Here is an 11,258-nt window from a genome sequence, read left to right on the forward strand (position 1 = left end):
TTCGTGAAGGTGGCCGCACGGTCGGCGCTGGTGTCGTAACGAAAATTTTGGACTAGCATTAAAGGGGTTAAAGTTTAAGCTATAAGCGGAAAGGTAGGCCTTTGAAATGGCAGACGTAGTAGGATTGCAGTGTACACAGTGCAAAAGGCGCAATTATGTGACTACCGTCAACAAGAAGAAGATGCAGAAGAAGCTTGAAAAGAAAAAATTCTGCAGGTGGTGTGGAACTCACACCTTGCACAGGGAGACAAAGTAGTGTAGAATACGCAACGCACGCAGGTCCGTGGCTCAATTGGCAGAGCACCGGACTCCAAATCCGGGGGTTGCAGGTTCGAGTCCTGCCGGGCCTGCCATTTTTAAGAACAGTTAGAGCGGGGGCTGTCCACTTTGAAGAAAGTTATGGATTTTATACGGGAAGCTAAAGCTGAACTCAAGAAAGTAACGTGGCCGAGTCGTAAGCAGGTGTGGTATTCCACGTTAGTCGTTATAAGCTTAACTTTGTTGGTCTCGGCTTATCTTGGAGTGGCGGATGTTATTTTGACAGCGGTGTTCTCGAAGGTGATCAGGTAGGTTGGTAGTGGCTCACCCCGATTTAAATCTTGATATTCTTGCTTAAAGAAAAGGTGGAGGAGGACAGGGGGCCAGCCGTGGCCCCCTTTTAGATGATGAACGGAGAAAAGAAGGAACGGCGTTGGTACATCGTCCAAACCTATTCAGGTTACGAAAATAGGGTGAAGGCAAATCTAGAGCAGAGAGTTTCCACAATGGGAATGGAGGACAAGATATTCAACGTTCTCGTTCCTATTGAGGAGAGGGTTTCTGTGAAGGGTGGGAAGCCGAAGCGCACCAAGCGCAAGGTTTTCCCTAGTTATGTTTTGGTTGAAATGATATTGGACGATCAGTCTTGGTATGTAGTGAGGCACACTCCGGGGGTAACGGGCTTCGTGGGAGCAGGAAGTTCTCCTATTCCCCTTTCTGAGCGAGAAGTAAGCGAGATAATGAGCAAGATAGGCAAGGAACTTGCCAAGCCCAAGATAGAGATAGACCTACAGCCTGGTGACACGGTGAGAGTGAAGTCCGGTCCTTTCGAAGGGCAAGCTGGTCCTGTGGTCGAGGTAATGGAGGACAAGGGCAAGGTAAGGTTCTCTGTTTCTGTCTTTGGTCGCGACACCATAGTGGAAGCGGACTATAATGACCTGGAGAAGGTCTAAATAAAAAATAGGGTTTTAGAAATATTGTTGACTTAAGGGACTTTTAGGTTTCATCACGGTTGACGAGGAGGAACAACGACAATGGCGAAGAAAGTAATAGGTCAGATCAAGTTGCAGTTGCCTGCAGGAAAAGCAACTCCTGCTCCGCCGGTTGGTCCAGCGTTGGGTCAGCACGGCGTCAACATCATGGAGTTTTGTAAGCAGTTCAATGCCAAGACTGCTGATCAGCCAGGGATGATCATACCTGTGATCATAACGGTTTATGCTGACAGGAGCTTCACTTTCGAGATGAAGACTCCTCCGGCGAGCGTCCTTCTGAAGAAGGCGGCAGGCTTGGAGAAGGGTTCTGGAGAGCCCAACAAGGTGAAAGTTGGTAAGGTTACCTTGGATCAGGTTCGTGAGATAGCGGAAATCAAAAAGCCAGACCTCAATGCGAACGATATTGAGGCGGCCATGGAGATGATCAAGGGAACCGCAAGATCCATGGGGATCGAGGTAGTCGAGTAGTTTAATCATAGGAACAATTGTTAGAACTTCAAAAAACTTGGTGGGAGAATCTGTAAAAGATTCGTAAGGACCACGAGGAGGAAAAGAAAATGGCAAAAAGAAGCAAAAGGTACCGCGCTCTTTTGGAGAAGGTCGATAAGAATAAGCTTTATGGGCTAAGGGAAGCCGTAGCTCTTGCTAAAGAGTTGGCGACTGCCAAGTTCGATGAGAGTCTTGAGATGCATGTGAGACTAGGGGTGGACCCAAGGCATGCCGACCAGCAGGTAAGAAGCACGGTAGTTCTGCCTCACGGCACAGGTATCACTAAGCGCGTAGTGGTCATAGCCAGTGGTGAAAAAATAAAAGAAGCCCAGGAAGCTGGTGCAGATTTTGTGGGCGGAGACGACATAGTCCAGAAGATAGAGGGCGGATGGCTGGATTTTGAGGCAGTCATAGCGACTCCAGACATGATGAAATCTGTAGGTAGGCTAGGTAGGATCCTTGGACCAAGAGGTATGATGCCATCTGCCAAGACCGGTACTGTAACTTTCGATCTGGCCACAGCCGTTAAGGAGATAAAAGCAGGTAAGGTTGAGTTCCGAGTCGACAAGTTTGGTATAGTCCACAATGCCTTTGGTAAGGCTAGCTTCGATGAAGAGAAGCTTTACGAGAACGCAAAGGCTCTATTTGGTGCCATATTGAAGGCCAAACCTGCGGCTGCGAAGGGACAGTACGTAAAATCCTTGGCCATTGCACCGACCATGGGCGTGGGTGTAAAGGTTGATGCCGCAGCAGCGCAGAAAGAAATAGCGGAATAAAAGAGAGGTAGTATTAAAAGCTCTGAAAGTATATAATTGTTCGTTGTAAGTTGTAATTAAATAGACCGCAGACAGCGGGCGCACTAAAGTGCTTAATTTCCCGCCGAGGTCAGGAGTTTAAGGAATAAAAACATGGTTGGTTTTTATTGTCTCCTGTACCTTGGCGTGCAGGAGACAATTTTTTTAGAAGGAGGTGAGTTCATGCCGTCCCAAGCTAATTACCAGAAAGTGGAGATGCTCCGTGAGAAGATAAGAGGAGCCCAGGCGGTTTTCGTATGTGAGTACAGGGGCCTGACCGTCGAGAAAATAACCAAGCTCCGCGCCCAGATTAGAGGCGCAGGTGGCGAGATGACGGTTGCCAAGAATACTCTTATGAGCATAGCTCTCAAGGAGGAGGGTTTCCCCGTTCCTGAAGGCCTCATGAGCGGACCTAACGGCTTCACCGCGGTTCATGGTGATCCTGCGGCCGTCGCAAAGGTGCTAAAGGACTTTGCGAAAGAAAAGGGGAACGAGGCTTTGATTATCAAGGGCGGAATCCTTGGAGACAAAATCCTTGATGTCAAGCAGCTTTTGGCGTTGGCCGACCTTCCATCCAGGGAAGTTCTTCTCGCCCAGGTCGTGGGTACCATGGCTGCGCCGATACGTGGCCTTGTTACAGTGCTTTCTGGTCCTGCGAGAGGCTTGGTCACATGCCTTTCTCAGATCAAGGACCAGAAGGAAAAAGCTGCATAGCAGCCTAAAGTTGAAGAGCGCAATGTGCTGAGTTATTGAAGATACAAAAAATAAAATTTAGGAAATAATAGGGAGGAATAAAGAATGTCCGAAGAGAAAAAGGTTTTGACCAAAGATGAAATTATCGAAGCTATCGAGTCTATGACCGTCCTTGAGCTTTCCGAGTTGGTGAAGGCTCTCGAGGATAAGTTTGGCGTGTCCGCCGCCGCTCCTGCAATGGCCATGCCCATGATGGGTGCCATGCCTGGAGCCGCCGGTGCTCCTGCTGAGGAGGAGAAGACTGAGTTTGACGTAATTCTCAAGGCTGCTGGTTCCAACAAGATAGCCACCATCAAGGTGGTTCGCGAGATCACTGGCCTCGGCCTGAAGGAAGCCAAGGAGCTCGTTGACGGTGCTCCCAAGCCAGTCAAGGAAGGCGCTTCCAAGGAAGAAGCCGAAGAGATCAAGAAGAAACTCGAAGAAGCTGGAGCGGAAGTCGAAGTTAAGTAGTTTCCGTATTAGCACAGCATCTTTAGGCACACCCATTGGGTGTGCCTTTTTTATTTGCGCTGGGAAAAAAAGACAAAAGGTATTATCATTATATTATGATGGTAAATCACAAAGATAAGTCAAATAAGAAACAAGGCTTTACTTTGGTAGAAGTTTTGATAGCAATGATGATTCTTGCCATTGCCCTCTTGGCCCTTGCGGCGGTGGTGATATCTTCCACTATGCTTTTATCCCATTCTGCGGATCGAGAGACGGCGGTCAGTTTGGCCATTGGGAAGCTCGACGATCTGGAGGGGTTGGATTACGACGAAATTACGAACGGAAGCGAGCAGGTTGGGGGCAAATTTACCCTTTCGTGGGTGGTCTCTGAGGATGTAACAAAGGAAATAAAGGATGTAACGGTCAGCGCTACTTGGAGGGGAGTATTAGGGGAGCGGACTGTAAATGCGGAGAGGGAATATGGAAAAAGGAAGTAAAGCAAAAGGATTTACTTTAGTGGAACTGCTCATAACGATGGTGATTCTGTCTATCATAGCGGGCGCTATAATAACTCTTGGCTCGACTTATGTTCTTCATTTTGAGCAGGCAGATGACCTCTCCATGGCTCGCCAGAGGGGCATAATGGTGTTAACGTACCTGGAAAACAGGGTATTGCACGCAGGGTTGGGGATGCCGGAAAGTACCGACTTTGCTAACAATTTTCAAGACCTCTTAAACGGAACCCACAGTGCGGAGCTTACCGATTTTACACATGCGGTCAATATCACCAGTGGCGACAGAGTCCTTGCAATAGCTTACGCCTTACCTTCGGGGCTTTACACCGTCGATTCCCATGATTGTGAGTATGGGGTAGATGTGGATGTAGAGCTTTCCTCCAACGTGGACACCACAAAAGTTACAAACGATGGAAACAAGACTGAGGGTTGGGTGACCTTCCCAGCCTTTGGAAGGGCTTTTTTGGTGAAGGGTGTAGTGGGCGCAACAGTAACGTTGGAGCCTAAGCTTGAGGCTTTCCTTCCTGCAAACGACGAGATGCACTATGTGAGGTTCCTGAGGGCTTACGCTCAGGGTGGCAAGTTTTACGCGGAGGACGTAACAAGGCAGGCGGCGCAGCCCGTAGTGGAGGGCATAGTGGATGCGGTCTTCTATTGGGACGAAGGGACGAGGACCCTTACTGCTGCGATCCTTGCCAGGGGCAATACCCGCAAGGGGGTGCTCATAGCCCCTGAGAATCTCCCTGGTTGGGAGGACGCAGACGGTAATCCTTTAACCATACCAGAAGAGGCCAGGCATTATCACCTATCCGTCACCAGGAGAGAATGGAGGTTAAGGAATTGAACTTTTTAAAATTTAACCGACCTAGAGAGGGCATGGCTTTGCCTTTGGCCTTGGTGTTTTTGCTTTTCGGCGGCGTGTTGGTCGCCGTGGCCATGTACGTGGTGATTAACATGCACTCGACTACAGAGGAATCAGTCACTCACATGGAGCTGTACAATGCCGCCCAGCAAGGCGTGGAGAAGGCCATGAATTTGCTGTGGGAGAATAGGAAGGAGCTGGAGGAAGATGCTCTTACGTACACAGGAAACATTGAAGATATCTATGCCCGACTTGACGATGGCACAGTTCTTGGCCCAATAACATTTACTGTAGCACCTGGAATAAGCGTAGAGGTAAAGATATTTGATTGTAATTACGTTTTGGGTAGTGGACAGAGTTTTAGTGATGAGTTGCCTCCTCAGTGGCCAGGTGGTTCAGGAGGAAGTGGCTCAGGAGGCTATTTGGGGCCTCCTTCTGGAACGTCGGTCATTATAGATCCCTCTCGCCTCTTTAGCTTCGGAGGGGGATCGGGTGGCAAGCGTATGGCCATTCGATCCAAAGCAGAAAAAGAAGGAGTGAATGCAACAATTGAGGCCATGGTGGAGGTGATACCATGAGGCTTAAAAAAATAGATGTTTGCGTAATGCTGCTACTGGTTATTACTATTGCGGTTTTGGGCTCTTTGTTGGGAGCAAGAGCCTCAAGCGCTGTTGATGTTTACGTAAATGCAGAGAAGTGGCCTATGTGGCCAGAACCCTACGTCAGAATAAATGAAAGAGACATCACAGAACCGGCGATGTTTCTCAGTATAGGTAGAGAGGTGGTTCCTTGGACTTATTTTGGGGATACTACAGTCGATTCAAACAATTACGTTAAGTTGGTGGGTGCTAATTTTTACGTTACAGTGGAGAAATTTACGTACGATGATAAAGGAAACAAGCAAATATTATCTTATGTGACCATAGCACCTCCCATATCAGATGAAGATGATCTTTTTATGATAGCCCAAAATAGCCATGTTGATACAACAAGCGTTAGTGATATTGCCTATAATCTGAGGGAAATCGCAGTGTTTCCCGAGTATGTTTCAAATTGGATCACTTACACTGTTGACAGTGAAGATGTGCAAGTAGCGAATGAGAGTTTCTTGGCAGATAGAAGTGTCGATGAATACGTGTACATTAATGATTGGAAAGATTTTCTAGTAAGAGATCTTGCCTATTTAAACTTGCCTGGCGTAGATAGCGCCGATGTTGTTTATGCTGATTCAGGGCATGCGCCTCCACAGGTGGTATGGCCTTACGACCCGTGGCTTTTTTCCTTTAGGGCGAAGACCGGATATTATGCAGATGAAATTCCAGAAAAGTGGAAAAACCGTTATGTATGCCTTTGGCCCACAAATCAGGGAGCTCTCCATGCTTATGAGGTTTATAATGTAGAGGAACCTGACTCGACACCTTATGCAAGCAGGACTTGGCTGGCTGTGCCGGAACCTTCATTCAGGCAGGCTATCTATGAACAGCTTAAAAAAGCATACGGCAACGACTACATGAGGTTTACGGTTTTGGATGGCCCAATAACTATAAGAGATGTAAAGATCAACGGGGAATGGAGGCGTATTCTTGTAGGAGTCACAGGAGAAGGAACAAAGCAATTACCCAAACCCCAAGATGCATGGACGACATTGAATCAAAGTGACTACGACCCTACAACATCCTCTCCCACGTTGCAGGATGGGGGGCGGGTGTTTGGCGTATATGCTTTTGATATTACTGATCTGGGAGAAACTGCGGACACGAATACTCTTAAACCTCTATGGTCGGTCACTACCGTGTCTTACGGGACATCAGCAAAAGTGTTTTCGGATTATTATCCACAGAACAATACTGGCGCCGATAAATCCGAATATGCAGCCTATGCAAACATGCTGTTTTCTGTAAGTAAGCCAGTAATTGGCTACACGAGAGACGAAAATGGCAATATGAAATGGCATGTTGTAATTTTGGGCGTCGAAAAACCAGATGCAAATAACAATTATAAATATATGTGGCTCGATGTTGATCCACAAGATGGCCATGTCATAAGCCAAGGTTATTTTTATAATCCTGCCAAAGGAGATTATGAAGCCCTAGAGGGGGCATCTTTTGTTGAGTACGGTGATTTTACTCCAGAAGAAGTAGAAAGGGCTTTCCCTAGTAGGATATTACCAGCTTTTCCTCCTCCCGATGCAGAGTATCAGGAACCCCTTCTTAGTGATATATATGTGCAATTGTCAAATGGAGGATTATATAGATGGAATCTTCTTTATGAAGGCAGTGATACAAACCCAGAATGGATTGTAACGCTGAAGAGCGAAAGGGGAGATAACATCGCACCTCCTCTGACCGATTTTGATATCACGCATGTTTATGGAGACAACCCAAGTGCTTATCATACCTATTTTGCTGGTAATGTTCTTCTTAGGAATGTTTCTGGCAATGCTTCTCTTGACACGGAAATACTTGTGATTTTAGATTTAACGGAACTGCAGTCCATGCCAATTGAAAAAAGATCCAGCATCAAGGTTCCACCGGGGCAAGATGGAACAGTGGTTTCTTCGAAAGAGTCGCACATTTTGGTGGTTCAGTTGGAGCTTCAGAAAGGGACAAGTTCAACGTATAGTAAAAATGTCTTGGCTTCTCCGGTGTTTATAAACAACAGGCTGTTTTTGGCATTTTATGAGATGAGCATAAAAGGACAGGGGAATAACCCTAATTATAGTGCGGTTTCGAGGTTGTATGTTTTTGAATTTGCTTCATATATGGGTGAGGGAAATACTCAACAATTAGAAGAGGCGCAACTTGTTTACGACGAGGAAAAAGATGCCTATATTATAGAAGGTGGTGACTATTTAGATGTAAAAAATATAGAGGCAGCGATGATGTTTGTCGATTCTCTTGGAAACCTAGTAATGTTAGATCAGGAGGGCAATGTAATAGGGGATCCCATACCTACAGGACTTACCTTGAATACCGATCCTCCAGATCCAGATCTAGACAACCGTGGTGTTAAGCTGGTTTATTGGAAGAAAAGTTGATCTTACTAGCTAAAACATGTTTTAGGGTTGATCTAGGGAATTGCGTTTTGAAGAGGAAAGTAAAATAAAAGATGTAAGCAAATTGAGTACTAAAAAGTGGAGAGACCTTCAGAACTACCTTAGATCTAGGGTAGTTCTGGAGGATCTTTTTGTTTCTTCCCTAAGATATGTCGGAGGAATAGATGTTTCGTACTCGCAGGTAGGCAAAAATGCGAAAGCCTTTTCTGCAGTGGTTGTGTTGGATATTTTAACGTGGTCTATGGTGGATCTGTCCGTTGCTTGGATGGAAAGTTCAGTCCCTTATATTCCCGGATTTTTATCCTTTAGGGAAGTGCCGGTGATTTTAGAAGCCATGGATAAGCTGACGGTTCTGCCTGATATATGGCTCGTAGACGGAGCAGGAATTGCCCATCCACGAAGGGTAGGATTGGCGTCTCATCTTGGAGTTCTCCTAGATGTTCCCACTATTGGGGTGGCAAAAAGCCGCCTTGTCGGAACTCATGGTGAGTTGGGAGAAGAAAAAGGTAGCCGTGTACCGCTGCTGGATGATGACACTCAAGAGCAGATAGGGTGGGTTCTTAGATCCAGAAAAGCTGTAAAGCCCCTTTATGTAAGCCCCGGCCACAAGGTCTCCATGGAAAGTTCTCTAAAGGTAGTCCTTGCCTGCTGCACCAGGTATCGGTTGCCTGAGCCCATCAGGGCTGCTCACAACATGGTCACCCAATGTAAAAACAAGATCCCAAGTTGAGTTAGAGAGGGCTATAATAAGCTGTGACACCAGATGACGGAGGGCTAATCATGATAATTGATTCTCACGTGCACATCTACCCGCCTGAGGTAATCAAGGATTGGGAGAGGATAGCCCAAAGGGAGCCGTATTTCAAGATCTTGGCCTCCGGTAAGGTCCACAAGTGGGCTACGGCGGAGGATTTGATCGAAGAAATGAATAAATCAGGCGTAAGCAAAAGCTGGGCCACCACTTTTGCCTTCAGGGACCCAGGACTTTGTTCCTTGTGCAACGACTACCTCATAGATGCCATGAAGAGGTACAAGGGCAGGATTGAGGGGTTCTGTGTTGTAAATCCCTTGAAGAGAGGGTTTGATGACGAGATTGCAAAGTGCAGGAAGGCCGGTATGATAGGGGTGGGGGAGCTCTTCCCTGATGGCCAGGTCTTCGATGTTACTGATTTCAGGCAGACTTGGAGACTTGCGGAGGCTTGCTTCGATAACCACATGATGCTTTTGCTTCACACAGCAGAACAGGTGGGGCACGACTACCCAGGCAAGGGCAAGACAGGTCCTAAGGAGGCTGCTCAATTTTGCATGAACCACCCCGAGGTCAAGGTGATTTTTGCCCATTTGGGTGGTGGGTTGTGGCATTACGAGCTGATGCCGGAGATGAAGGTCTTTCTTCAAAATGCCCGGTACGATACAGCGGCTTTGCCCTTTTTGTACGATGGCAAGCTTTTTGCTGCGATGAAGGCCGCAGGGGTAGTGGATAAAATTTTGTACGGCAGCGACTTTCCTATTTTGTCCTTGGGAAGGTATCTGAAGCTAATGGACTCGTCCGGGATAGATGAGGCCTCAAGGAAAGCCATTTTGGGAGAAAACGCTATGGCCTTCATGGAGGGCTCATTTGATCTTGCAGACACCTCCGACGCATAGATCTTCCAGGGTTTTTAGGGACTCTTCCTTTCCTATGAGGGTCAGCGTGTCTCCCTCTTTTATCAGGGTGGTTCCTTTGGGCATTATGACCTCTCCGTTTCTTGTTACGAGTAGGACGCGAACATCTTTGGGCATTATTTGGGCTAGTTCCATTAAGGTTTTTCCGTTCAGGGGGCCAGGTTCCACATCAAGTTCAAATACCTTTTCTTCCGTTTGTTCCAGCAAGGCGGAGGTCATGAACGGAGCCTGCACCATCTCTCGTAAGAGAAGCCAGCTTGCTTCCTTGGGGGTAAAGGATTTTATGCCTATTTCCTTGAGAAGCAGGGAGGTCATTTCGTCGTTTGTCAGAGCGTAGATGTTGTCCACCATGTAGTGGTGCTTAAGTACCCTTCCAAGTTCTACCAATCTTCTGGTGTTTCCTACTACGAGTATTACGCCCTCGGCTTCTGAGAGGCCATGTTCTACTAAAGCTTCTGGGGACAAGTCGTGAATTACTTCTATGTGAAGCGCAGGGGAGTGGGCCACTTCAAGGAATTTGGAATTTTGGGTTATTACCTTTGCCTGGATGTCAGTTTTCAAAAGTTCATGGCCTATATTTATGCAGTCCTTTGAATTTCCGACGATGAGCCACATCTTTCTTGTAGGCAAAGATGTGGCCTGATGGTTATTGTAGTATTGGTAGAACACAGGGCCCAAGACACAGCATATTATTGAGAAAAGAATAAGAGCTACTTCAGTTGCCTGAGAAATAAGGCCTGCTTGAACGCCTATGGCTGCTCCTGCGATAGTGAGAGAGAGTCTTGCCATAAGAAGCATTCCCATGGATAGGCCCTTTTTAAGGCCGAACAGGGTCATTAACGGCACAGCACCTATAACGTTTATTGCCATTATGCCTAGAAGCAAAGCCCCAACCAGGGGCAGAGCAGAGGAGCTTTTTAATAAGGCTATTACGTCCAGGTTGGCGCCAATCATTATGAAGAATATGGGTATCAAAAGGCCAAAGCCTATCACGTCCAGTTTTTCCTTGAGGGATTCGCCTCCTGCTCCTAGGAGGATGGAGGTGGTAAGTCCCGCTGTGAAAGCCCCCAGCATGACTTCTGTCCCCAAAAGTTCTGATTCAACTATGAACAGCAAAAGTAGCGCAAAGATGGCCCTAAGGGGAAGCTGTGCGGTTCCGTGAGCCATGGCCTGAAACGCGGCGTCGATCCATAGGGCTTTTCCTTTATAATACTCGATTGCCTTGTAGGCTATTATTCCAGAGAAGATTATTATGAAAGCAAATATGGTTGGCTTGATTGCTCCGCCTTTGGATATTGCTATGTAGGTAGATAGCCCAAGGATGCTGGTTACGTCTGCTACCAGGGTAGATACGAGAATATATTTCCCCTCGTTCTTTCCTGATTCTCCTGCCTCCTTCAATGTAGGCATAACTATTCCTATAGAGGTGTTTATCAAAAGAAAGGC

Annotated in this window: 14 protein-coding genes, 1 tRNA gene and 1 other annotated feature; of the genes, 14 read left to right on the forward strand and 1 reads right to left on the reverse strand. The window is 47.0% G+C overall.

Going from position 1 to position 11,258, the window contains the following annotated elements:
• The first annotated feature begins 106 nt into the window (after nucleotides 1–106).
• The 14 genes from rpmG to V7Z69_RS08805 all read left to right on the forward strand — a co-directional run bounded on the left by rpmG (nucleotide 107) and on the right by V7Z69_RS08805 (nucleotide 9,794).
• Nucleotides 107–256, forward strand: a complete 150-nt coding sequence (rpmG, locus tag V7Z69_RS08740; protein ID WP_334139632.1) for a 50S ribosomal protein L33 — start codon at nucleotides 107–109, stop codon at nucleotides 254–256.
• 21 nt (nucleotides 257–277) lie between these two features.
• Nucleotides 278–353 (forward strand) — tRNA-Trp (locus tag V7Z69_RS08745).
• A 34-nt stretch (nucleotides 354–387) separates the two neighbouring features.
• Entirely contained in the window at nucleotides 388–570 is a 183-nt protein-coding gene (gene secE / locus V7Z69_RS08750) for a preprotein translocase subunit SecE (protein ID WP_014162599.1), read from the forward strand.
• 95 nt (nucleotides 571–665) lie between these two features.
• The gene (gene nusG / locus V7Z69_RS08755; RefSeq protein ID WP_334139641.1) at nucleotides 666–1,211 is read left to right on the forward strand and encodes a transcription termination/antitermination protein NusG; all 546 of its coding nucleotides are present in this window, start codon (nucleotides 666–668) and stop codon (nucleotides 1,209–1,211) included.
• A gap of 81 nt (nucleotides 1,212–1,292) precedes the next feature.
• Nucleotides 1,293–1,718: a 50S ribosomal protein L11 gene (gene rplK / locus V7Z69_RS08760; RefSeq protein ID WP_334139633.1), complete on the forward strand. Its 426-nt coding sequence runs from the start codon at nucleotides 1,293–1,295 to the stop codon at nucleotides 1,716–1,718.
• A gap of 89 nt (nucleotides 1,719–1,807) precedes the next feature.
• The gene (gene rplA / locus V7Z69_RS08765; protein WP_334139634.1) at nucleotides 1,808–2,515 is read left to right on the forward strand and encodes a 50S ribosomal protein L1; all 708 of its coding nucleotides are present in this window, start codon (nucleotides 1,808–1,810) and stop codon (nucleotides 2,513–2,515) included.
• 47 nt (nucleotides 2,516–2,562) lie between these two features.
• Nucleotides 2,563–2,706 (forward strand) — a sequence feature (ribosomal protein L10 leader region).
• A 10-nt stretch (nucleotides 2,707–2,716) separates the two neighbouring features.
• Entirely contained in the window at nucleotides 2,717–3,247 is a 531-nt protein-coding gene (gene rplJ / locus V7Z69_RS08770; RefSeq protein ID WP_334139635.1) for a 50S ribosomal protein L10, read from the forward strand.
• 105 nt (nucleotides 3,248–3,352) lie between these two features.
• Nucleotides 3,353–3,736, forward strand: coding sequence for a 50S ribosomal protein L7/L12 (gene rplL, locus V7Z69_RS08775; protein ID WP_041445918.1), 384 nt, complete (start codon nucleotides 3,353–3,355; stop codon nucleotides 3,734–3,736).
• A gap of 95 nt (nucleotides 3,737–3,831) precedes the next feature.
• Nucleotides 3,832–4,212, forward strand: coding sequence for a prepilin-type N-terminal cleavage/methylation domain-containing protein (locus V7Z69_RS08780; RefSeq protein WP_014162605.1), 381 nt, complete (start codon nucleotides 3,832–3,834; stop codon nucleotides 4,210–4,212).
• A complete protein-coding gene (locus V7Z69_RS08785; protein WP_081468075.1) occupies nucleotides 4,181–5,074 on the forward strand; it encodes a PilW family protein in 894 nt (297 codons plus the stop codon). The genes V7Z69_RS08780 and V7Z69_RS08785 overlap by 32 nt, the downstream gene beginning before the upstream one ends.
• Complete coding sequence (locus V7Z69_RS08790; RefSeq protein ID WP_334139636.1) at nucleotides 5,071–5,670, forward strand: hypothetical protein; 600 nt, start codon at nucleotides 5,071–5,073, stop codon at nucleotides 5,668–5,670. The genes V7Z69_RS08785 and V7Z69_RS08790 overlap by 4 nt, the downstream gene beginning before the upstream one ends.
• The gene (locus V7Z69_RS08795; RefSeq protein WP_334139637.1) at nucleotides 5,667–8,129 is read left to right on the forward strand and encodes a hypothetical protein; all 2,463 of its coding nucleotides are present in this window, start codon (nucleotides 5,667–5,669) and stop codon (nucleotides 8,127–8,129) included. Before V7Z69_RS08790 ends, V7Z69_RS08795 begins: the two co-directional genes overlap by 4 nt.
• 82 nt (nucleotides 8,130–8,211) lie before the next feature.
• The gene (gene nfi, locus V7Z69_RS08800) at nucleotides 8,212–8,877 is read left to right on the forward strand and encodes a deoxyribonuclease V (RefSeq protein WP_334139638.1); all 666 of its coding nucleotides are present in this window, start codon (nucleotides 8,212–8,214) and stop codon (nucleotides 8,875–8,877) included.
• Nucleotides 8,878–8,927: 50 nt separating this feature from the next.
• Entirely contained in the window at nucleotides 8,928–9,794 is an 867-nt protein-coding gene (locus V7Z69_RS08805) for an amidohydrolase family protein (RefSeq protein WP_334139639.1), read from the forward strand.
• Here V7Z69_RS08805 and V7Z69_RS08810 read toward each other — a convergent pair.
• The coding region (locus tag V7Z69_RS08810; protein WP_334139640.1) for a cation:proton antiporter domain-containing protein at nucleotides 9,762–11,258 on the reverse strand (1,497 nt) is incomplete at its 5' end. The two genes, V7Z69_RS08805 and V7Z69_RS08810, sit on opposite strands and share 33 nt — an antisense overlap.

The organism is Thermovirga lienii (assembly GCF_036847465.1).
Classification (GTDB): domain Bacteria; phylum Synergistota; class Synergistia; order Synergistales; family Thermovirgaceae; genus Thermovirga; species Thermovirga lienii.

Coding starts and splice junctions, on each gene's coding strand:
- rplK (WP_334139633.1), top strand. CDS start 1,293: ATGGCGAAGAAAGTAATAGGTCAGATCAAGTTGCAGTTGCCTGCAGGA.
- rpmG (WP_334139632.1), top strand. CDS start 107: ATGGCAGACGTAGTAGGATTGCAGTGTACACAGTGCAAAAGGCGCAAT.
- V7Z69_RS08780 (WP_014162605.1), top strand. CDS start 3,832: ATGATGGTAAATCACAAAGATAAGTCAAATAAGAAACAAGGCTTTACT.
- nusG (WP_334139641.1), top strand. CDS start 666: ATGAACGGAGAAAAGAAGGAACGGCGTTGGTACATCGTCCAAACCTAT.
- V7Z69_RS08805 (WP_334139639.1), top strand. CDS start 8,928: ATGATAATTGATTCTCACGTGCACATCTACCCGCCTGAGGTAATCAAG.
- rplJ (WP_334139635.1), top strand. CDS start 2,717: ATGCCGTCCCAAGCTAATTACCAGAAAGTGGAGATGCTCCGTGAGAAG.
- rplA (WP_334139634.1), top strand. CDS start 1,808: ATGGCAAAAAGAAGCAAAAGGTACCGCGCTCTTTTGGAGAAGGTCGAT.
- V7Z69_RS08785 (WP_081468075.1), top strand. CDS start 4,181: ATGCGGAGAGGGAATATGGAAAAAGGAAGTAAAGCAAAAGGATTTACT.
- V7Z69_RS08795 (WP_334139637.1), top strand. CDS start 5,667: ATGAGGCTTAAAAAAATAGATGTTTGCGTAATGCTGCTACTGGTTATT.